Origin of the sequence: Achromobacter piechaudii NBRC 102461, from assembly GCF_001571245.1 — a bacterium.
GTDB classification, from domain to species: domain Bacteria; phylum Pseudomonadota; class Gammaproteobacteria; order Burkholderiales; family Burkholderiaceae_B; genus Achromobacter; species Achromobacter piechaudii.
In genome coordinates this window covers 660,546-683,256 of record NZ_BCTK01000006.1, presented here as the reverse complement: position 1 = coordinate 683,256, position 22,711 = coordinate 660,546, and the positions used below count along the sequence as shown (strand labels likewise).

The following is a 22,711-nucleotide window of genomic DNA, read 5'->3' as shown; positions in this document are numbered from 1 at the left end:
CGCAACGAACGATTCTAACAATTCATATTGCGGCAACGATAAGGCCAAGCCTAGGATGTGACCGTTCGATGACGTTTTCCCTTGGCATTCGCAGTCATGACCCCGCTTCTCGCTTCTGTTTCGTCCTTCTCTTTGCAAGCGCTGCGTGCGGCGCGGCCCGTCTTGTGGATTCGTCCGGAATCGGATGCCGCGCCCGCCGCCGCCCCGTTCACCCTGGCCGACGTAAAAGCCGCGCACGACCGCTTCACGCGCTTTGCGCCCTTGCTGGCGCAGTTGTTCCCGGAACTGCAAGCGACAGCCGGCGTCATCGAATCGCCGCTGCTGGACGCGCCCGCCATGCAGCAGACGCTGGGCCTGCCGGCAAGCGCGGGCCGGCTATGGGTGAAGGCGGATCACGCGCTGCCCGTGGCGGGCTCGATCAAGGCGCGCGGCGGCATCCATGAAGTGCTGGAATTCACCGAGAAGCTGGCGTTGGCCCAAGGCCTGATCGCGCCCGGCGACGACTATTTGAAGCTGGCCACGCCGCAGGCGCGCGCCTGCTTCTCGCAATACCAGGTGGCCGTGGGGTCGACCGGCAACCTGGGCCTGTCCATCGGCGTGATCGCGTCGGCGCTGGGTTTTCGCGCCGCCGTACACATGTCCGCCGACGCCAAGGAATGGAAAAAAGCCCGGCTGCGCGCGCGCGGCGTCGAGGTGGTGGAACATCCCGGCGACTATGAAAAGGCCGTGGCGGCAGGACGCCGTCAGGTCGACGCCGATCCCAAGGGCTATTTCGTCGACGACGAACGTTCGGCCTCGCTGTTCCTGGGCTATGCGGCGGCCGCGCTCGCGCTGCGCGCGCAGATCGATCAGGCCGGCATCGTGGTCGATGCCGAGCATCCCCTCTTCGTCTACCTGCCTTGCGGCGTGGGCGGCGCGCCGGGCGGCATCGCCTTCGGCCTGTCGCTGATCTACGGCAAGCACGTGCATTGCTTTTTCGCCGAGCCGGTGCAGTCGCCCTGCTTCCTGTTGCGCATGATGGCCGGCTACGGGCAACTACCCGGCGTGCCGGTGCCGCCCTCGGTCTACGACATCGACCTGACGAACCAGACCGAAGCCGATGGCCTGGCCGTGCCGCGCGCCTCCGACCTGGCGTATGACGCCGTCGGCGGCCTGCTGGCGGGCGTGTACACGGTGGCGGACGACACGCTTTATAGCGATCTTGCCCGGCTGCACGGCAGCGAAGGTCTGCGCATCGAGCCGTCGGCGGCAGCAGGGTTTTCCGGGCCGCGCCATTTGCTGGGCAGCCTTCAGGGCCAGCAATGGCTGCGCCAGCGCGGCCTGTCGGCGCATCTGCCGCGCGCCACGCATCTGGCCTGGACGACCGGCGGGCTGTTCGTGCCGGCACAAGAGTACGACCAATTCCTGAGCCGCGGGCAACGACTCGCGGCCGCTCCTGCGGCGCACACAGATGCGCCATCCCTCCACCACTCTCGTCGAGCATGACCATGAAGACTGCCTTGATTGCCCTGGGTGTCACCCTGGCTGGCGCCCTTGCTGCCCCCGCCGTCGCCCAAACCAGCTACCCGACCCGCCCCATCACCCTGGTCGTCCCGTTCCCGCCCGGTGGCGCGACCGACGTGCTGGGCCGCGTCATCGCGCAAAAGCTTGGCCACGAACTGGGCCAGACCGTCGTGGTGGAAAACCGCGCCGGCGCGGGCACCGCCATCGGCGCGGGTTACGTCGCCAAGGCCGCGCCCGACGGCTACACGCTGCTGGTCAGCTCCGGCACCACCTTCACGGTCAACCCCGCGATCCAGGCCAAGCTGCCCTACGATCCGGTCAAGAGCTTCGAGCCGCTGGGCATCGTCGGCCGCACCGGCCTGGCGCTGCTGGCCAACCCGCAAGTGCCCGTCAAGAATCTGAAAGAGCTGGTTGCCTACGCCAAGGCGCACGACAAAGAGCCGCCCGCCTATGGCTCGTTCGGCGCAGGCACCACCGCGCATTTCGTCGGCGAGGCGTTCCTGTCCGCCGCCGGCATCAAGATGATCCACGTGCCCTACAAGGGCAGCGCCCCGGCCATGACCGACCTGATCGGCGGCCAGATCCCGTTCTCGGTCGACACCGTGGCCGCCGCGCTGCCGCAAAGCAAGCAGGGCAAGGTCCGCGTGCTGGCGGTGTCGGCCCCGACCCGTTCCAGCTTCCTGCCCGACGTGCCGACGTTTGCCGAGCAGGGCTTCCCGTCCGTGGCCATGGACACGTGGTTGATGTTCGCCGCCCCGCGCGGCCTGCCCGCCGACGTGAAGACCAAGCTGGAATCGGCCCTGCGCGCCACCGTGGCCTCGCCCGACGTGAAGAAGAGCCTGGAAGCGCAAGGCTTCGAGGCGGCCTTCTCCAGCGCGGCTGACGGCGAAGCGCTGATCCAGAAGGAACTGCCGCAGATGCGCGACGTCGCGCAGCGCGCCAACATCAAGATCGATTGAAGGAAGCTCTCATGACCCTGGACGATTCCCTCGTCTCGCTGTCGGCCGTCGAACTGCGGCGCCTGATCGGCGCGCGCCAGCTCTCGCCGGTGGAACTGCTGGAGGCGTGCATCGCGCGTATCGAGGCGGTCAACCCCTACATCAACGCCGTCACCGCCACCGCCTTCGAACGCGCCCGCGCCGAAGCGCGCGCCGCCGAACAGGCGGTGATGGCGGGCGACGCGCTGGGTCTGTTGCACGGCCTGCCGCTGGGCGTCAAAGACCTGGAGCCCACGGCCGGCCTGCTCACCACCTACGGCTCGCAGATCTATCGCGACCACGTGCCGACCGAAGACGTCACGCTGGTGGCGCGCCTGCGCCGCGCCGGCGCCATCGTCACCGCCAAGACCAACGTGCCCGAAATGGGCGCGGGCGCGAATTCGCGCAACACCGTGTGGGGCGCGACCGGCAACCCGTTCAATCCCAACCTGAATGCCGGAGGTTCCTCGGGCGGCTCCGCCGCCGCGCTGGCCAGCGATATGTTCCCGGTGTGCACGGGGTCAGACACCGGCGGCTCGCTTCGCATCCCCGCATCCAAATGCGGCGTGGTGGGCTTTCGCCCGTCACCCGGCGTGGTGCCCAGCGTGCGCAAGCTGCTGGGCTGGACGCCGATCTCGGTGGTGGGTCCGATGGGCCGCACCGTTGCCGACGCGTGCTTGCAGATGGCGGCCAGCGCCGGCCCCGACGCGGGCGACCCTCTCAGCTATCCGCTGGACCCGCTGCAATTCCTGACGCCCGGCACGGCCGACCTGGGCCGCCTGCGCATCGCCTACACCGAAGACTTCGGGCAGTGCGATGTGGACGACGGCATCCGCGCCACCTTCCGCGCCAAGATCGCCGCCATGCGCCACCTGTTCGCCGCCTGCGATCCCATCGAGCTGGACTTCGGCGAGGCCCACCGCTGCTTCGACGTGCTGCGAGCCGAGGCCTTCGTGGCGGGCATGCGCGACGCCTACGAGAAAGACCCCGGCAGCCTGGGCCCGAACAGCCGCGCCAATTTCGAGATGGGCGCGGCCATGAGCCTGAAGGATTGCGCCTGGGCGCAGGCCGAACAGACCCGCCTGATCAAGCGTTTCCAGCGCGCCTTCGACGATTACGACCTGATCCTGTCGCCCACCACGCCGGTCTCGCCCTTCCCGTGGACGCAGCTGTATGCCGAATCCATCAACGGCAAGCGTCAGGAAAACTACTACCGCTGGCTCGCGCTTACGTATGTGGTCACGCTGACCACGCACCCCGCGCTGACCTTGCCTTGCGGCCTCGATCAGCACGGCATGCCCTTCGGCATGCAGATCATCGGCCGCTTCCGCGGCGACCGCGACGTGCTGGCTGCGGCGCAAGGCATGGAACAGGCATTTGCGGGCAACGCTGAACTGCAACGCCCCCGGCCCGACCTGGCGGCGCTGAAACCCGCGCAGCCCTCGCTGACCTCGATCGTCACCGTGCCGCCCGGCGCGGCTGCGGGCGGATCGACGGGCAACGTGTCGGCGGTGTAGGCCGCGCGCCCGTATCGATCGGTCCATCCAAAGGGCCACGGCATCGCACGACGCGCGATGCCGTGGCCCTTTGCCAATCAGCCCACCTTGCGTTCCTCGTCCACCCAATGCGCGTCCCGCAGTTGCTTGCGCGCCAGCTTGCCGTTTGCGTTCTTGGGTAGCTCGGCGACGATCTCGACGCTGCGCGGCTTCTTGAAGTCAGCCAGATGCTTGCGGCAGTGCTCGATCAGGTCCGCCTCTTGGGTGGACTCGCCCGGCTTGAGCACGATCATCGCCTTGACCGATTCCCCCCACAGCCTGTCCGGGATGCCGAACACGCAGGCTTCATACACGCCCGGATGCTGGTAGAGCGCCTGCTCCACTTCGGTCGGGTAGATATTGAATCCGCCAGAAATGATCATGTCCTTCTTGCGGTCCACGACATACAGAAAGCCCTCGTCGTCCATGCGCGCCAGATCGCCGGTGTGCAGCCAGCCATCGCGCAACGCCTGCGCGGACAACTCGGGTTCGCGCCAGTAGCCGGCAAAGACGTCCGGACCGCTGACCGTGATTTCGCCCACCTCGCCCGCCGCGACTTCCTGGCCGTTCTCGTCCAGCAGCCGCACCTCGCTTTCACCAAATGGCCGGCCGCAGGACAGCAGGCGCTCCGGGTGGTGCGCCATCGCCTGCGCATGATCCAGCGCGCTCAACAGCACCAACCCGCCTGTCGTTTCGCCCGCGCCATAGCCCTGACTGAGCTTGGGTCCCAGCGCTTCCCAGGCTTCGCGGATGCGGGCGGGCGCCATGGGCGCGCCGCCGTAGGAGATCTGCCGCAGCGCCGACAGGTCGTGCCGATGCAGATCGGGATGGGCGATCAGCATGTTGACCATCGTGGGCACCATGAAGCTGAACGCGGCGCGGTGCCGGGCGGCCGAGGCCAGGAAGGTTTCGGGGTCGTAGCGGTCATGCAGCAGGATCGTGCCGCCCTGGAACAGGAAGGGCTGCATGAACATGCCGCTGGCATGCGTGATCGGCCCGGCCAGCGCCAGCACTTCGCCCGGATTGGCGCGCATGCGGCCCATGACGACCTTGCGCAGCGAAGCCAGCCGGTTGCCCACCGTTTGCATCGCCGCTTTCAGCTTGCCGGTCGAGCCGGACGTGAAGTGCAGCACCGCCAGGTCATCCGCCTGCATGGCCACATCGGGATTGCGGTCAGCGGCGGACTCGATCAGGCCTTCGTAGGCGCGCCAGCCTTCGATGTCGGCCGCGCCCGTCACGACATGATGGCGCACCGTTTCCATGTCGCCGCGTTGAGCCTCGGCGCCTTCCAGATGCGAGGGGTCAACGATGAAAACAGACGCCTGGGCGTTGTTTACCGAGTCCAGCATTTCCTGATTCGACAAGCGCGCGTTCAAAGCCACCTTGACGAGCCCGGCCTTGTACAGCGCGCACTCCAGTTCGATGATCTCGGGACAGTTCCACGCCTGGATGGCGACGCGGTCGCCCTTGTTCAGCCCCAACCCCAGCAGCGCGTTGGCCAGGCGGTTCGAGCGCATTTCCAACTGCCCGAAACTGATCGAGCGATCGCCAAAGATGATGGCGGGACGGTCGCGCCAGTAGCGTACGTTGCGGGTGGTATAGCGGCCTTGGTTCATGATGTGTCCGTGTCGGAATTGGCTTGCCGCTATGCTGCGCGGCGGCCCGGCCTTGCCGGATAACGCAGCGGCGATTCCTCATGCCGCTGCGTTATCGGGCGCGCCGATTCCCGCGCGTTATGAAGATCGGCCAATGCGGCATCATGTTGCGGCGGGCACCGGGTTACCTCTTTGGGAAAGGGGACGGCAAGCGCTGCACCCCGGCGCAAAAACAGGAGACAACCGTGAACAAGCAACATGCTCGCCCGTGGCGCGCAGCGATACAGCGGCTGGCGGCGGCCGCGCTGACCCTGGCCGCGCTGGCGCCAGCCGGGGCCGCGCCCCCCTATCCCGACAAGCCCATCCGCCTGATCGTGCCGTTCTCGGCGGGCGGGCAGTTCGACTACATCGCGCGGCTGGTCGCCGTGCCGCTGGGCAAGGAGCTGGGGCAGACCATCATCGTCGAGAACGTGGGCGGCGGCGGCGGCAACCTGGGCGGCGCAAAAGTCGCCAACGCGCCGGCCGATGGCTACACGCTGCTGGAATACGGCGGCAACTTCGCCATCGCCAAGCACCTGTCGCCCAAGCTGACGTTCGATCCCATCGCCGACCTGAAACCCGTGTCAGGCCTGAGCATCGCGCCCCACGTCGTGCTGGTCAGCAGCGCCCTGCCCGTCAAGACCCTTGGCGAACTGCTTGCCTACGCCAAGGCCCATCCGGGAAAACTCAGCTACGGCAGCCCGGGCGTGGGCTCTTCCATGCACCTGACCTTTGAAGCGATCCAGCAGCACTTCGGCCTGGACGCCGTGCACGTGCCGTACCGGGGCGGCAGCAATGCGCTGAACGATCTGGCGGGCGGACAGATCGACGTGGGCATCGTGGCGGTCGCGCCTGCGATGCCCTTCATCACCTCGGGCAAGATCCGCGCCCTGGCCGTCACCAGCGCACAGCGCGCGGCCTCGCTGCCCGACGTGCCGACCGTGTCAGAACTGGGCTACGCGGGCTTTGACAGCGGCAGTTGGGCCGGCATTGCCGTGCCCAAAGACACGCCGCCCGAGGTGGTGGATCGTTTGACCGCCGCGATACATCGCGCGATGCAGGACCCTCAGTTGCTGGAGGCGCTGCAATCGCAGTCGTTCACGCCTATCGCCGGCAGCCCGGCGCAGATGCGCCAGCGCATCGACGACGAATCGGCCCACTATGGCCCGCTGATCAAACGGCTGAACCTGACCGCCGACTAGCCCGCCCGCCTGCGCGCATGGTCGCGCAGGATCTCCAGCAGCCGCAGCGTCAGCGGCGACAGGTAGCTGCCGCGCCGGGTCAGCAGGCCGATCTGCCGATGCCAGGTCAGGTCGTCCAGCGGCACCACGGCCAGGCCCTGGCCAGCGTGGGTGGACAAGGTGATTTCGCTGATCAGCGTCAGCAGGTCGGTGCTGTGCAGGATGCTCAACAAGCCCGATACCGACGCGTTCGATTCGATCGTCACGGCGGGCGCGGGCGCGCCGTGCTGGGCGAACTTCGCCTCCAGCCAGCGGCGCGAGGCGGCCTGCGAACCGGGCAGCATCCACTTGCAGGCGGCCAGGTCGGCCACGCGGATCTTCGTGCCGTTCAGCAAGGGGTGGCCGGGGCGCGCGGCCACGAACAGCTTGTCGGCGAACAAGGGCTCGCGGTCGAACTCGTCCACCTCGGTCGATTCGAACAGCGAGCTGATCGCGAAATCCAGATCGCCCTGGCGCAGCGCGGGAATCAACGCATCGTTCAGGCTGACCATCACCTGGACCTTGGCGGCCGGCCGCTGCGACAGCAATTCGACGCAGGCCGGGTTGAAGAACGACTCGGCCAACAGCGGCGTGACGCCCGCGCGCACCAGCCCGATGGTGCCCAGATGCAGCTCGCCGGCTTCCTTCATTGCGTCGTCCAGTTCGCGCCGCGCCTGCATCGACCGTTCATAGAACGCCCGCCCCGGCACCGTCAGCTCCATGCCTTTGGGCGTGCGCACGAAGAGTTGCAGCTTCAGTTCGTCCTCCAGGCGGCGTATGCCCTTGGTGAGCGCCGGCTGGCTGACGCCGATGCCGTCGGCGGCGCGGCCCACGTGGCCGAGGCGTCCGACGGCAAGAAAATAGTCCAGGTCTTCGAGTCTCACGATTCCGCTCGGTTATCAACATCGAGGAAAAGATAATCACGAGTGGGGCCCGGCGCTGTCAAGCTGGGGGCAACTACAAGGAGACATCATGTCCCAAGACACCCCCACGTCCCTGACAGTGCTGCGCGAACGGCTGCGGCAATACCTGCAGGAAGAACTCATCCCGATGGAACGATCGCGCGGGCTGGGCTATGAAGACAAATTCGAGCGCAGCCTGGTGCAATCGGTATGGAAGCGTTCGCGCGAGCTGGGCCTGTACGGCCCGCAGTTGCCGCGCGAGCTGGGCGGACAGGGCCTGTCGTACCGCGACCTGTGCGTGTTGAAAGACGATGTCGCCGCGTCGGGCGCCATCCTGTTTCCGCACGTGCTGGGCGATTGGGGCGGGCCATCGCGCATCGGCAACCTGGTGCGCTACGCCACGCCGTACCAGCTGGAGCGCTACATCATGCCGGTGATCCAGGCCGAACGCGGCGCCTGCTTCGCCATGACCGAACCGCAATCCGGCTCCGACGCGACCCGGCTGGAAACCCGCGCGGAAGTGGACGGCGACGACTACATCGTGACGGGCGTCAAGCACTACATCACGGCGTCGATGTTCGCGGACTTCGCCATCACCATGTGCGTCACGGACCCGACGCGCGGCGTGGAAGGCATCTCGGCAATCTTCATCGACCTGGACAGCCCCGGCGTGAGCCTCGTGCACGACTGCGTGCCGATGACGGGCCAGTACGTCGATGCGGACATTGTGCTCGACAAGGTGCGCGTGCCCAGGAAGAACCTGATCGGCGAGCCGGGACAGGGCTTCAAGATCGCCATGAACCGCGTCAGCGTGAACCGCCTGCTGCATTGCCCGACGATGATCGGGCTGGCGCGGCAGGCCTTCACGCTGGCCGTGGACTACGCCAAGCACCGCCAGCAGTTCGGCGGCCCCATCAGCCGCTTCCAGGCCATCCAGCACATGCTGGCCGACATGGCGACGGCCCTCTACGCCTGCGAACACATGGTGCTTGCCACCGCCGCGCGCGCGGATGCGGGCGAGGACGTGCGCGAGGAAGCCTCCATGTGCAAGCTGTTCGTGTCCGAGCGCTGCTTTGAAATCGCCGACAAGGCCATGCAGATCCACGGCAATGTCGGCGTCACCAAGAACCATCCCGTCGAATTCATCTTCCGCCGCCTGCGCCTGTACCGCATCGTCACGGGCACCAGCGAGATCCAGCGCAACACCATCGCCAAGGGCATCCTCGCATGAGCGCCGACGCCGGCTATCTGGCGGGCCTGACGGTGCTGGACCTGGGCCAGCTGCATCCGGGCCCCTACACCGCGATGCTGCTCGGGCAGTTGGGCGCCAGCGTCATCAAGGTGGAAAAGCCGCAAGGCGACACCGCGCGCCAGCTGGGTGCGCAGACCTTCGCCAAGTACAACCGGGGCAAGCAATCCATCAGCCTGGACTTCAAGCGCGAAGACCATCAGGACATCCTCCTGCGCCTGGTCGAGCGCAGCGACGTGCTGGTGGAAGGCTTTCGCCCCGGCGTGCTGGCCAGGCTGGGGCTGGACTACGCCCGGCTTGCGCGCGCCAATCCGCGCCTGGTGATGTGTTCCATTTCGGGATTCGGCCAGACCGGGCCTTATGCGCAGCGCCCCGGCCACGATGTGAACTACCTGGCGCTGTCGGGATACTGGGCCGTGCCGTCGCAGGTGCGCGACGTGATGGGCCGCCCCCGGCTGCGCCTGTCGGACTATTGCGCCGCCATGCACGCGGCGCTGGCCATCCTGGCGGCGGTGCACGATGCGCGCGAGACGGGCGTCGGCCAACACCTGGACGTGTCCATTCACGACACCCTCACCGCCTGGATGGCGCCCGGCCTGGACGCGATGAACGGGCCGGCCGGCGCGGACATCGAGCAGCTGTCGCACGTCATGCCCGACAACGATGTCTTCGAAACCGCCGACGGCCGGCATCTGGCGCTGGGCATCCTGGAAGAAGCTTTCTGGCGCAACCTGTGCGACGCGCTGGCGCCCCTCTGCCCCGAACTGGCGCAGCAGCGCTACCAGACGCGCGCCGGCCGGCTGCAAGACAAACGTGCGCTGAACGACCGCCTGCGCGCCTTGTTCGCCAGCCGCAGCCTGGCCGATTGGGAAGCGGTACTGCACGGCCGCGACATCCCCTGGGCGCCCGTGCTGCGCCACGACGAGGTCTTCGATGATCCCCACGTACAGCACCGCGCCGTGACATCACTCTCGGCCACAGGACGCGTGGCAGGATTTCCGGTCAAGTTCTCCAAGCCCCTGCCAGCGCCGTCCCTGGACGTGCCCGAACTGGACCAGCACCGTGAAGAGATCCTGGACCGCTTGCAGCGGCCGGCGTCGGATGGCTAGCCGGCTTCGTCCATGAACATGAACGCGCAGCGGCACCCCGCGCGAACCCAATGCCGCAACGTCCGCGACCGATATCCAAAAGCCTTATATCAGAACAGACCATAAACCTATAGATCTTTAGAACCCATTGACATAAAGAAAGGCATTGCCCGATGATGCAAAAGGCCGCGAGCGCCGGGCCGATAACTCAATAACATCGCGCCTGCTATGCAAGGCGCGATAAACGGAGAGGCATGCCATGGAGACAACCCCTCACAACCCCGCGCGACGTCGCCTGTTGGCGGGTAGCGCCGGCGCACTGGCTGCGGCTGGCCTGGGAGCGCCCGGTCTGGCGCTCGCTGCCGAGGCCGCCAAGCCGGCCGCCACGGCGGCTAAGCCGCTGCCGCCCTACGCGGCCTGGAAGGACGCCGACAGCGTCATCGTGCATAGCGCCAACACCATCGAAACCCGTCGCGGCGCCTTTGGCGATGGTGTCATCACGCCGTCGCGCCAGCTGTACGTGCGCAACAACCTGCCGCCGCCCGACCCGTCCATCCTGGATGACCGCGATGCGTGGAAAGTGCAGATCCAGGGCGTCAAGCAGCCGCGCACGCTCACCGTGGGCGAGCTCAAGACCCTGGGCGTGGAAACGCTGGCCACGGTGCTGCAATGCTCGGGCAACGGGCGCGGCTTCTTTCCGCACAAGCCCAGCGGCACGCCATGGGAAGTCGGCGCGGCAGGCTGCGTGATGTGGACCGGCGTGCCGGTGCGCACGCTGGTGGAATTCCTGGGCGGCGTGGAAGGCGCGCCCGCCTACATGACCGGCACGGGCGGCGAGATCTTGCCCGAAGGCATGGACCCCAAGTCCTTGATGGTGGAACGCTCGGTGCCGCGCGAAGCCATGCAGGACGCGCTGCTGGCCTGGGAGATGAATGGCGAACCCTTGTCGCTGGCGCATGGCGGGCCCTTGCGCCTGATCGTGCCCGGCTACACCGGCGTCAACAACGTCAAGTACCTCAAGCAGCTTGCCTTCACCGCCGAACAAAGCCCCGCAAAAATCCAGCAGACCGGCTATCGCCTGACGCCGATGGGCGCCAAGCCCAGCCCCGATCAACCCTCGGTCTGGGCCATGGACCCCAAGTCCTGGATCACCGGGCCCGGCGCGCAGGATCAGCCCGTCAAGGCCGGACGCGCCGTGGTGCGCGGCGTGGCCTTTGGCGGCATGCACGCGGTCAAGCGGGTGGACGTGTCCATCGACGGCGGCAAGACCTGGAAGCAGGCAGCGCTGATCGGGCCGGACCTGGGCAAATACGCGTGGCGTCAGTTCGCCTTGCCGGTGGAATTGACGGCGGGCCAGCACGTGCTGGTCAGCCGCGTCGAAGATAGCGAAGGCAATGTGCAGGTAGAAGCGCGCGCCGACAACGCGCCCGGCTACGTCAACAGCAGCTGGCGCGATCACGCATTGACCGTCGACGTGTCCTGACCATGGCGGTATCGATGCAAACCTGTACGTCGTGGTTCGCCGGGCCGCGCCGCATGGTGCGGTGCAGCCTCAACCTCTCCGTGGCGGCGGTGCTGTCGCTGGCAAGCGCCCTTGCCTGCGCGGCCGACTCTGCCGACGCCGAGGCCGGCCGCGCGCTGTTCCTGAAAGGCACGACGCCCGCCTGCGTCATCTGCCACACCCTCGCCGACGCGGGTTCGACCGGCACCATCGGCCCCAACCTGGATGAACTGAAACCCGACGAGAACCGCGTGGCGCAGGCCGTGCGCAACGGCATCGGCGTCATGCCCGCGTTCGAGGCATTAAGCGATGAGCAGGTGCAGGCGTTGGCGAAGTACGTGTCGGGCGCGGTGCGTTAGCGATGCTTGCGGTCGCGGGCCTGCCTGTGTGCAGGTCCGCGACGGCTTTGCCGGGATTTTGGATCGTTGCGACTATCGCGCGCCGGACGCGGTAACGAGACTGATGCGGACCCCGCTACCGCCTCGGTTCCTCTTGACGAAGCCCTTGAATCACCCCGGCCCGTCGCTTGCCGCAGCCAGCAAGGTCACGACGATGTCGCTGATCGGCGTCGGTATGCCGTGTGCGCGGGCGCGGCGCGACACGACGCCATTCCGGATATTCCATTCAAGCGGCCGGCCGGCTTCGCGGTCCGTCAGGATCGACGAACTCAAGTCAGCGGGAGACGCCTGAAACTTGGCCAGGATTTCCTGCGGCGTCTCGTCGCCCAGCCGCGCCCCTTCCGCGCGCGCGACGGCCAGGCATTCTTGCAGATACGCCAGCGACAACTCGGCGATGTCGGGCCGCGCAAACATGCCGGCCCGGCGATGCGTGAGCGCCATCAGGCCAGCCACTGCGTTCTGCAACAGCTTGCGCCATGCGACAGAGAGGAAGTCCGCCGTGATTTCTACGGCGCACTGCGATCCTGCAAGCGCCTCTGCCACCACGCGCGAGGCCGGCGTGTCCGGCAGGCTCAGGCGCGCGTCGCCTCGCAAGCGTACCGAGCCGTCGGCCTGCGCCTGCGCCGGGAACCACACGACGGCGGGAATGATCCGCGCACGCGGCGCATGCGCCGCCACCGCTTCTATCTGCTCGACGCCGTTCTGCAACACGCACACGACCGTCTCCGGGCGGCACAGCGCCGCGAGCCACTCCGATGCGGTGTCGGTCTGCGTCGCCTTGACGGCAAGAAAGACCAGGCCGACTGTGCGATCGATGCGCTTCGGATCCGTCTGCACCGGCCCCGGCACGACAACGCGCCGATCGCCATCTTGCAGCGTCAACTGCTCGCGCGGCGTGCGGCCGCACAACAGCGCAGACCGTCCGGCCGCGTGCAGTGCGGCAGCAACCGTGGTGCCGATGGCGCCCGGACCCACAATGGCGATATCTGTTGCGGTACTCATGGATGGAATTCCTCACTGGCTGGCGCTGCCGACGTTCAAAGGCAAGCCGCCACACCATAAAGCAAAAATGCCGTCGAACGCCTTAAAAGCGCAGCGATTCGACGCGCACGCAGACTCCGCGTTGAGACTCAGGCATGCGGTTTGCTGACAGCTGAATCCATAAGCGAGACGGCCCTTGCACAAAGGCCGCCACGCAACGCGACAGGCGACGCATGTAGTGCCTGGCGGGTCACGGAGCAAGGAGACGGGAATGCCGGAGCGGCCAGAACCTGAAGGCGAACACGTAGCCGAAGCGGCCAGATTGAAGGCGCTGGAAACCTATCATCTGGTGGACACCCCTCCCAGCGCCGACTTCGACCGTCTGGCGGCGCTTGCCGCGCGCCTCTTTGACGTGCCCATCGCACTGGTATCACTAGTCACCGCGGACCGGCAGTTCTTCAAGGCTCGGGTAGGTTTGGACGTCTGCGAAACGCCGCGCGAAATTTCGTTCTGCGCGCACGCGTTGCAGCATCGAGAAGGCATCTTCGTGATCCCGGATGCCTTGAAGGACGAACGATTCCGCCACAACCCCGTCGTGCTGGGCGCGCCCTTCGTCCGATTCTATGCGGGCCACCCGTTGGTCGCGCCGGGCGGAGAAAAGCTGGGCACGATATGCCTGATCGACGTCAAGCCGCGCGATGACTTCGGGCCTGCCGAACGCCATCTGCTCTCCGATCTGGCGGCGCTGGTCATGGACAGGATGGAGCTGCACCGTCTTGACTACGCAAAGAGCATCAGCCAGGCCCGCTTCGAAAACATCGCGGCAACGTCGCCCGACGCCATCGTGTGTTCCGATGCCAATGGCGCCATCACCTTCTGGAATTCGGCCGCCGAAAAACTGTTCGGCTATACGCCCGAGGAAATCGCGCAGCTGCCCAGTTCGGTCATCGTGCCGTTCAGTTGGAAGGCGGTGCATGCAGAAGAATTGCTGCGGCTGCGCACCGGGCAAAAGATGGAGTTCGCCAACCAGACGGTCACGACCACCGCCAAGCGCAAGGACGGCAGCGAGTTTCCCGCCGAGATTTCATTTTCCACCTGGCAGGAAGGCCGCACGACGGGCATCGGCGCGATCATCCGGGACATCACCGAACGACGCCAAAGCGAAGACCGGCTCTATCGCCTGGCAACGCGCGATCCGTTGACCGACCTGCCCAACCGGGGCGCGTGGCGCGAGTGCCTGACCAAAGCGCTCAAGAAAGAAAAGCAGCTGACCGTCCTGCTGCTCGATCTGGATGGCTTCAAGGAAATCAACGACACGTTCGGCCACTCCGCCGGCGACGCGGTACTCAAGCAGTTGGCGGCGCGGCTGGACGCGCTGTTCGACCAGACCATCATGCTCGGCCGGCTGGGTGGCGATGAATTCGTTGTGCTGCTGCCAGGCGCTGAAAACCGCGCGGCCATTGCCGCAGCCGAGGCATTGATCGCCTCGCTTTCCGCGCCCTACGACTATCTGGGCCATCTGATCGAGGTCGGCGTAAGCGTGGGCGTGGCGCTTGGGCCTCAACACGGCAGCGTGCCCGAAGACCTGCTGGGCGCGGCGGACCTGGCGCTATACAAGGCCAAAGCTGCGGGCAAAGGGCGCTACGAGTTATTCACACCCGCCATTCGAGAGGTCGCCGTGGCGCGGCGCACCTTCGAGCGCGAGCTTAAATCCGCGTTCGAAGCGGGCCAATTCGAAATGCATTATCAACCGCAGGTCTACACCGCCAATCGGCGGGTGTTAGGCGCGGAAGCGCTGATCCGATGGAACCATCCCGTGCGGGGGATGCTGACGCCCGCGTCGTTCATCGACGTGCTGGGCGGCAAACCCTCGGCCGCGAAAGTGGGCGAATGGATCTTGCAGCGCGCATGCCAGGACGCTGCGCCGTGGCGCGCGGCAATTCCGGGCTTTCGGATCAGCGTCAATCTTTTCGAGGCGCAGTTTCACGCTGGAACCCTGCTTACGACGGTGCAGGATGTGCTGGCCTCGACCGGCACGCCCGCCGCCGCGCTGGAATTGGAAATCGTCGAGAACATCGTGGTGCGCAACGACAGCGCCACGCTGGCGTTGTTGCACGGCCTGCGGGATGCGGGAGTGGGTCTGGCGTTCGACGATTACGGAACGGGCTATGCCTCGTTGAGCCTGCTCAAGCGCTACCCCGTCAGCCGCCTGAAAATCGACAAGTCGTTCATGCGTGACGTCCTCACCGACCGGGAAGATGCCGCGGTGGTTCGAGCCATCGTCTACCTGGGTCAGAGCTTCGGGATGGAGGTGATAGCCGAAGGCATAGAAACCGATGATCAACTCGGCTTCCTGATCGAAAACGCTTGCCGGCAAGCGCAGGGATTTCTATTCGGCGCACCGATGCCGGCCCCTGTGTTCTCGCAATGGCTTGCCCGGCAGCCGGGATGAACCCGGCGTTGCGGCTTGTGCCAAGCCGATACGCCGGATTCCCCCAACCTCATCCATCAATAGCGCCAGCGCACATTCAAAGACCCGGCGTGTTCACGATTGCCGCCGCCGTACTGGCCGCTGTAGTTCAGCGCCAGCGATGCGTTGCGCGACACCGCGACTTCCGCGCCCAGCTCCGCCAGTGCCGCGTTGCGGGCAATGGGCGCGCCCGAGACCGTGAACGCCTGACCGCCATCGAAGGCCATGGTCGATTGCGGCAGCACATCGCCATACGCATGGCGCCAGCCCAGCGTGGCTTGCAAGCGAGCTTCGGCCCCGGCCAGCGTGAAGTCGGTGCGTGCCCGCACACCCAGCGTGCTGGAGGTCTGCTGATCGCTGTTGCTTTGGCCGCGTAGCGCCGCCGAGCCGCCCGATTCCGAGAACGCGCGCGTGCGCAGGTCGCTCCAGGCCAGCCCGACAAAAGGCTCCAGCGTGCTGCGGTCCGACAGGGGCATGGCGTAGCCCAGTTCGGTGAACAGCTGCGTGGTGCTGGCGCCGTAGTCGGCGGTCAGCTTCTGCGATGCGCCGGCAACGTTGGCGTAGCGCTCGCTGCTGACGTCGTGCCAGGTGTAGGACGTGCCGACCAACAGGTTCAGCTTGCCCGCGCCCGCCTCGAACGACTTGCCGCCATAGATGGCCGCGCTGTAGCCGGACACGTCCGCCTTCGAAGCCCGGTCGTCCACGGTGATCTTGCTGTCGGTGTAGCCGACCGCTGCGCCGATGCGCCAGCCGTTGCCTACCGCATGATCCGCGCCCGCGAAGACGCCTCCCGTGTGCTGACGTACCTGCGCGCTGTTGTCGGTGGCGTTCTGCGTTTGCCAGTTGCCCACCAGTTCGGCCCACGCGGGTTGCGCGTTGGAAGACGGCAAGGCGGATGCGGACAGCATGCCGCCCGCCTGCGCCGTCGGCGCGCCGGGACGCATGCCCGAGTTCAGGTTCGCGCGCAGATGCGACAAGGGCAGCGTGCGGGGGGTGCTGCTGGCACTCATCAGGCTGGACGCGACGCTGGCGTGCGCTTCGCCGGACAGGCTGTTGAAGGCGGCAGGCGGCGCGCCGGCCGGCAAGGTCAGGATGTATTCATGCAGCGCATTGCCCGAGGGCAGGCTGTCCAGCGCGTTGGCGACGGCGCGTTGGTTGCTGGTGCGCGCCGCGTCCGCGAAAGCGATCGGGCGGGTGGGCGTGGACGGGTCCACCGACACCTGCTTGCGTGCCAGTTGCAGCGTGACTTCCTGCGCGCCGTAGCGCAGCGCCGGGTCCAGGTAGGCGTAGTTGGACGAGACGGCATTGAACCGGCCGTTGACCGCGCCCGCCGTCAGGATCGTGTATTGACGCGTGCTTTCGAAGCCGCCTTCCGGCCCGACGTGTACAACGGAGCCGCCCAGGTTTGCCGCGCCGCTGACCGCCACGCGCGCGCTGGCGGACGATGCCGGATCGGCGGCCACCTCATAGATCGACCCCGGCAGGAACGTCAGGTCGCCCGCCACTTTCAGCGTGCCGCTGGCGTTGCCCGGCGCCAGCACGGCGCCGCTTTGCAGCGTGGTCGCGCCGACCTGGCCCGCGCCTTGCAGCAGCGTGCCGCTGGCAAGTGTCAGCACCCCGCCCAGCTTGCCGCTGGACGCCAGGTTCAGCACACCGGCCTGCACTCGCGTGGTGCCGGTGTAGGCGCTGCCATCGCCCGCTACCGACAGCGTGCCCGCGCCGGTCTTGGTCAGATCGCCGTTGCCGTCGATGGGGCCGGACAGGCCCAGCGTCGTACCCGACGCCACGTCGATGCCGCTGGCCTGCGCCAGCGTCACGTTGCGATTCGCGGTGAAGCTGGCGGTGGTAGCCAGCACGCCGCCGCTCAGGCTCAACGCGCCCGCCGACGCGCCCAGGTTGGCGTCCTGCGACACCGACAAGGTCCCCAGGCGCACGTCCGTGCCGCCGCTGTAGGTGTTGTTTCCGGTCAGGATCAACGTGCCGTAGTCCGCCTTGGCCAGCTTGCTGGCGCCGGTCAGCTTGGCGGCGATGGTGCCCGTCACGCCTGCGCTGGCCGCGGACCCCGCGCCCACGCGGATGATGCTCACACCGCCCGCGCCTTGCAGCGCGATGTCGTCGCCCTGGATGCGGTAGCCATCGGTGGCGATCTGCATGCCGGTGATGCCGATCGCGCCTGCCGATGCGTCCACCGTGACCGTGCCGGCTTGCCCCTGGAATACCGCAAAGGTCGGATTGGGTTGGAACACGCCGTTGAGCGTACCGTCGGTGTTGGCCCAGTTGCGGCCGTCGGCGCGCCACGTTCCCGCGCCGCCGTCGATGGCGCCGTTGTCGTGGCGAGCGCTGTTGCCGCCATCCCAGAAGCTCAAGGTGGCGCCGCTGGTTGACGCCAGGTTCACCTGTCCGCCAACTGCCGTCTGCACGGTTAACGAACCCGCATCGACGCCTGCGGGCGTCGTGCCCACGGTCAAACCGTTATTGACCAGCGCGCCGCCGTAGTCGAACAAACGATAGATACCCGCGCCAAAGCCGCCTTGATCCGTCACGTTCAGCGTGCCGGCCAGCGTCAGGTTGCCGCCCACATTGAACAGCGCGTTGCTGGGCGCGTGGCCCAGTTCCGCATCGATGCGGCTGGCGCTCGACAGCGACAGTTCGCCGCCGATGGTCAGCGTCTGCCCTTGCACGCCTTCCAGCGCGCCGCCCGTGAACGTCGCGTTGCCGTCGATGCGACCCGCGCCCGACACGATGCCCGCGCCGCTGACCGCAACGTTGCCACCTACGATGCCTTCGTTATGCAGGCGGCCACCCGTTACCGAGGTCGTGCCGCCCAGCTTGTCCGACACCCACAAGGTGCCGGCTTGCACCTGCGTCTGGCCGGTAAAGCCGCTGTTGTCGGCCAGCAGTTGCAGCATGCCCGGACCGCTCTTGGTGAATTGCCCCGCGCCCGCCAGCACGCCGTCAAACGACGTGCTGCTGGTCTGGTCCAGGCGCAGTTGCGCGCCCGCACCGATGGTGGTGTTGGCGGTGTAGCGGGTCGCGCTGGCGGCGAGCGTGCCCGCGTCGATGCGCCAGTCCTGCCCGTTGACACCGGTCAGCGTCAGCACGCCCGCACCTTGCTTGACCAGCGCGCCCGTGCCCGACACAAAGCCCGCGTAAGTTGCATCGGTGGCCTGGTTGAACACCACGGAGGCGTTGTTCAACAGGTCTCCGCTGATCGAACCCGCATTGCCCACCAGCGTGCCGGCCAGCACTTGCGTGTTGCCATAGCTGTTGGCGCCGGTCAGCGTCAACGTGCCCGCGCCCAGCTTTTGCAGATTACCCACGCCGCCGACTGCGCCTTGCAAGCCCAGCGTGGTGCCCGCCGCGACGTTGATGTCGGCCGTCTGCGTCAGCGTGACGGCGCGCGTGGAGTCGAAGCTGGACGTGGTCGCAAGCGCGCCGCCGTTCAGCGTCACGCCGCCCGCCGCCGCGCCCAGGTTGGCGTCGGACGACACCGACAAGGTGCCTCCGCGCACTTCGGTGCCGCCCACGTAATTGTTGATGCCCGCCAGCACCAGCGTGCCGGCGTCGGACTTCACCAGCTTGCTCGCGCCGGTCAGGATGGATGCGATGGTGCCGGTGATGGCGGCGTCGGCCGGATTGCCGGCGCCCACGCGCACCACGCTTTCCGCGCCGCCCGACAGCGCGATCGAACCGCCCTCGATACGGTAGCCGTTGGTGGCGATCTGCATGCCCGTCACGCCCACGCTGCCCGCCGACGTATCGACCGACACGGTGCCCGCCGGCCCCTGGAACACGGCGTAGGTTGGGTTGGGCTGGAAGCGGCCATTGATCAAGCCGTCCGCCGTGGTCCAGTTCAGGCCGTCGCTGCGCCACGTGCCCGAACCGCCATCGATGATGCCGTTATCACGCCCTGCGGCGTTGCCGCCGTCCCAGAAACTGAGCGTCGCGCCAGCGGTGGACACCAGGTTGATCTGACCGCTGACGGCGGATTGCAGACGCAGGTCATTGGCGGCGACGCCCGCGGGCGTGGTGCCGACGGCCAGCGTATTGGAGGTCAGCGCGCCGCCATAATCGAACAGGCGATACACGCCCGCGCCAAAGCCGCCCTGGTCGCTGACGTTCAGCGTGCCGGCCAGGGCAAGATCGCCACCCACATCGAACAAGGCGTTGGACGCCCCCGTGCCCAGCGCCACATTGACCCGGCTGGCGTTGTCCAGCATCAGGTCGCCGCCTATCTGCAGCTTGCGGCCCTGCGCGCCTTGCAGCGTCGCGCCCGTCAGCGTAGCGTTCTGGGCGATGGTGCCGGTGCCGGACAGCATGGCGCCATTGCCGATGATGGCGTTGCCGCCCAAGGTGCCGGTCACGTGCAAGCGGCCACTTGCCAGATCCACGTTGCCGCCCAAGCGATTGGTCACGATCAGCGTGCCGGTCGGCACGCGGGTAGTGCCGGTGAAACTGCTACTGTCGGCATTCAGGCTGAGCGCGCCGGTTCCGGTTTTCTCGAACGTGCCGTTGCCGGAAATCTGGCCGGCGTAATCGCCATCGACCGTTTGCGTAAAACTCAGCGTGCCCGCCGCGCCGATCGCGGCGTTGGCGGTAAAGTGAAACACGTCGCTGACGAGCTTGCCGGCATCGACGTTCCAGTTCGGCGTATTCACGCCATTCAACACCAGCGTGCCGGTGCCCAGTTTCCTGAGCGCGCCCGTGCCGATGATCATGCCATTCACGCCAAATTGCGTGCCCGCCGCCACGTTGATGGCGGAAGCCTGCGTCACGACGGCATTGCGATTCGTATCGAAGCTTGCAGTCGTGGCCAGCGTGCCGCCGCTGAACGTCAGCGCCCCGTTGGCCGCACCCAGGTTGGCGTCCGACGAGACCGACAGCGTGCCGCCCTGGATGCCGGTGCCGCCCGCATAGGTGTTGGCGCCACTCAGGGTCAAAGTGCCCGCGCCCGTTTTGTTCAAGCCACCGACGCCGCCCAGCACGGTTCCAATGCCGGTTTGAAAGCTGTTGGAATCGAAGTACATGCCGTTGGAGCCCAGAGTGACCTGGCTCGGAGCAAACCCCTGGAACATGTCGGCTTCGGCGAACGCGGCCCGCAGAATGCCGCCATCGATATTGACGGTGCTCATCGCCGTGCCGGCATGAAGAATGATCGGCCCTGTCGTCAGCACGCTTCGCGCGTTGGGGTCGCTGCCATAAAGAAAGAGGTCGCCGCCCATACCGCCAATCTCGACGCGCGAAGTGTTTACCGTCGCCCCTTGCTGGATGTTCAGGGTGCCCCTCATGCCGGCAGTATTGCCCAGCAGGATCCCGGTGGTGCTGTTCCACACGGTGTTCGCGCCCGAGGCAAGCGCCACGCCATCGGAGTAGGTGCCCACGAAGCTGCGCGTCGCGTCCAGTTGCGCGCCATCGAGCAAACGCAGTTCGCCGGACCCGCCTACACCGATATAGAAGTAGCCGGACGTCCATGACGTATCCTGCCCGGAGACGATGGCGGTGCCGCGATACATCGAGCCGATCTCGATGTCCGAGGACACCAGGTGCGCACCGCCGTTCAGCTTGAAGGTCGCATCGGCCGATGACCCGATGCTTATCCACGAAGTCGCGCTGCCCAAGCGCGCGCCTGCCCCCGTAACTTCCATGACGCCGCGGGTCGCGTAAGTATTTCCTGCGTAGTTGCTGGCGCCCGTGAGCCGCAGCGTGCCCGAGCCTTCCCAGCTCACGTTGCCGCTGCCGCTGATCGCGCCCGCGTAATCGAGGGTGTCGCTGCGGCGGAAACTGAGCCACGCATTGTTGACGACATCGCCCGCGATCGAACCCGAGGTGCCATTCGCGCCAACTTGCAGGGTGCCTCCGGACACGGTTGTCCCGCCCGTATAACTGCTGTTGCCCAGCAGCACCGTCGTGCTTTGGCTATTGACCGTCACGGAGCCGGTTCCACTGATGCCCGGGAGCACGTAGTACGGGTCGACGGAGCTGTTCTGATTGAAATTGATCCGGCCGTCGTTGACCAATACGCCCAGGTTGGCAATCGAGCCGGCCGTGGTCGCGCCGGGCGTTTCATTGCCGATATTGAGCGTGCCATTCTCATTGATGGTGAACGCACCACCACCCGCGAAGTCCGCCGTGCCCAGGCCCAGGTTGAACACCCCGGTGCCGCCACCCGTGCCGCCGCCCACGATCAGACGCGCCCCGCTGCCGATGGAGAGGGTGGAATAACCGCGGATGTTCAGCGTGCCGTCGCCACCTTGGCCGCCTGGCAGCGACAGCAACGCCCCGCCGCCACCCGCACCGCCGACCAGCAGCGTGTCGGCCACGGACAGTGTGGCGCTAGACAGCGTCAACGTGCCGTCCCCGCCCCTGCCGCCGATGCCGCCGGGGCCGCGGCCTCCGCCCGCACCGCCCAGCAGCAGCGAACGGTTGACCGTCAGGCTCGTGCCGCTGACGAACAGGGTGCCGTCGGCGCCGTTGCCGCCCGATGCCGAGGAGCCCGCCCCGCCCCCGCCCCCGCCGACGCCGACATAGTCGTAGACAGCCGACGACGTGATGTTGCCGTTGGAGGCCGCTTGTGCGCCCTGCCCGGACATGCCCGAGAAAGATGTGCCATCGATGCGGACGATGGGGCTGCCGTCGCCGCCCGAGCTCCCCAAGTTGCCGACAACGAAGCCGCCGCCGCCGCCCATGGCCGCGCCACCACTGCCGCCCACACCTGTCGCGCCGGGGGTGCCGCCAGCACCGCCTCCCCCTCCCACGCCGGCCTGCCCGCCCAACATCCCCGACGCGCCGCCAGCGCCGCCATCGGTGCCGCTGTTGCTTGCCCCTGCGGAGTTAATGCCGATGACTCCGTAGCCGCCTTGCACAAGGCCGCCGCCTGCGCCGCCGCTGATCGCCGAACCCCCACCGGCACCGCCCCCGCCGATACCGCCGCCGCCGCCCGCCGAACTAGATGGGTCCATGGCTGAAACGCCCCCGTTGCCGCCATTGCCAAGCAGCAGGCTGGCCGCCATGGTGGGTGTGCCGGCCAGCGGCAGACAGCTTGCAGCCAACAGGGCCAGATAGCTGGGCTTACGTTTCAGCTTGTATGCGGCAAAAGGAGAGCGCATGGATACCTTCTCGGTGGGTGGGATTGCGAGGGGGAATGCGGTTGCCAGTGAGGATTGATGGGCGATGTCGGAATGGCAGACAGCAATTCCGGCCCGACTCATGGCGTGAGACGCGCTACGCGCAGCGACAAAGTGTATCTAATAAAT

13 protein-coding genes are annotated in these 22,711 nt (G+C 67.0%); 9 read left to right on the top strand and 4 right to left on the bottom strand.

The genetic code is table 11. The annotated features are described in order from the left end of the window. Positions 1 to 96 precede the first annotated feature (96 nt). From API01S_RS15195 to API01S_RS15185, 3 genes are read left to right on the top strand one after another with little or no spacing between them, the layout of a single operon-like run. Positions 97 to 1,485: a D-serine ammonia-lyase gene (locus API01S_RS15195; RefSeq protein WP_061305095.1), complete on the top strand. Its 1,389-nt coding sequence runs from the start codon at positions 97 to 99 to the stop codon at positions 1,483 to 1,485. Beyond that, positions 1,482 to 2,462 carry a Bug family tripartite tricarboxylate transporter substrate binding protein gene (locus API01S_RS15190; protein WP_061305092.1) on the top strand — a complete coding sequence of 327 codons (981 nt, stop codon included), beginning with the start codon at positions 1,482 to 1,484 and terminating at the stop codon, positions 2,460 to 2,462. The genes API01S_RS15195 and API01S_RS15190 overlap by 4 nt, the downstream gene beginning before the upstream one ends. An 11-nt stretch (positions 2,463 to 2,473) precedes the next feature. After that, on the top strand, positions 2,474 to 3,997 hold the full coding sequence (locus tag API01S_RS15185; RefSeq protein ID WP_061305090.1) for an amidase: 1,524 nt from the start codon (positions 2,474 to 2,476) through the stop codon (positions 3,995 to 3,997). Positions 3,998 to 4,074: 77 nt separating this feature from the next. On the opposite strand, the gene API01S_RS15180 is transcribed toward API01S_RS15185, so the two are convergent. Beyond that, positions 4,075 to 5,631, bottom strand: coding sequence for an AMP-binding protein (locus API01S_RS15180; protein WP_061305088.1), 1,557 nt, complete (start codon positions 5,629 to 5,631; stop codon positions 4,075 to 4,077). A 224-nt stretch (positions 5,632 to 5,855) separates the two neighbouring features. Here API01S_RS15180 and API01S_RS15175 point away from each other — a divergent pair, with 224 nt between their 5' ends. After that, a complete protein-coding gene (locus API01S_RS15175; protein ID WP_167351708.1) occupies positions 5,856 to 6,851 on the top strand; it encodes a Bug family tripartite tricarboxylate transporter substrate binding protein in 996 nt (331 codons plus the stop codon). Here the strand turns inward: API01S_RS15175 and API01S_RS15170 are convergent. Next, a complete protein-coding gene (locus API01S_RS15170; RefSeq protein WP_061305083.1) occupies positions 6,848 to 7,753 on the bottom strand; it encodes a LysR family transcriptional regulator in 906 nt (301 codons plus the stop codon). The two genes, API01S_RS15175 and API01S_RS15170, sit on opposite strands and share 4 nt — an antisense overlap. 88 nt (positions 7,754 to 7,841) lie before the next feature. Between API01S_RS15170 and API01S_RS15165 the strand changes: the two genes are divergently transcribed. The 4 genes from API01S_RS15165 to sorU all read left to right on the top strand — a co-directional run bounded on the left by API01S_RS15165 (position 7,842) and on the right by sorU (position 11,968). Then, a complete protein-coding gene (locus API01S_RS15165; RefSeq protein ID WP_061305081.1) occupies positions 7,842 to 9,002 on the top strand; it encodes an acyl-CoA dehydrogenase family protein in 1,161 nt (386 codons plus the stop codon). Then, positions 8,999 to 10,129, top strand: a complete 1,131-nt coding sequence (locus API01S_RS15160; RefSeq protein ID WP_061305078.1) for a CaiB/BaiF CoA transferase family protein — start codon at positions 8,999 to 9,001, stop codon at positions 10,127 to 10,129. Before API01S_RS15165 ends, API01S_RS15160 begins: the two co-directional genes overlap by 4 nt. Positions 10,130 to 10,367: 238 nt before the next feature. Further along, positions 10,368 to 11,591, top strand: a complete 1,224-nt coding sequence (gene sorT / locus API01S_RS15155) for a SorT family sulfite dehydrogenase catalytic subunit (protein ID WP_061305076.1) — start codon at positions 10,368 to 10,370, stop codon at positions 11,589 to 11,591. 14 nt (positions 11,592 to 11,605) lie between these two features. Beyond that, positions 11,606 to 11,968, top strand: a complete 363-nt coding sequence (gene sorU / locus API01S_RS15150; protein WP_409360610.1) for a SorU family sulfite dehydrogenase c-type cytochrome subunit — start codon at positions 11,606 to 11,608, stop codon at positions 11,966 to 11,968. A 150-nt stretch (positions 11,969 to 12,118) separates the two neighbouring features. On the opposite strand, the gene API01S_RS15145 is transcribed toward sorU, so the two are convergent. After that, entirely contained in the window at positions 12,119 to 13,009 is an 891-nt protein-coding gene (locus API01S_RS15145; protein WP_061305074.1) for an oxidoreductase, read from the bottom strand. Positions 13,010 to 13,259: 250 nt separating this feature from the next. Here API01S_RS15145 and API01S_RS15140 point away from each other — a divergent pair, with 250 nt between their 5' ends. Then, positions 13,260 to 15,440: a putative bifunctional diguanylate cyclase/phosphodiesterase gene (locus API01S_RS15140; protein WP_061305071.1), complete on the top strand. Its 2,181-nt coding sequence runs from the start codon at positions 13,260 to 13,262 to the stop codon at positions 15,438 to 15,440. A gap of 56 nt (positions 15,441 to 15,496) precedes the next feature. On the opposite strand, the gene API01S_RS15135 is transcribed toward API01S_RS15140, so the two are convergent. Next, positions 15,497 to 22,564 carry an autotransporter domain-containing protein gene (locus API01S_RS15135; protein ID WP_061305068.1) on the bottom strand — a complete coding sequence of 2,356 codons (7,068 nt, stop codon included), beginning with the start codon at positions 22,562 to 22,564 and terminating at the stop codon, positions 15,497 to 15,499. Positions 22,565 to 22,711 lie beyond the last annotated feature (147 nt).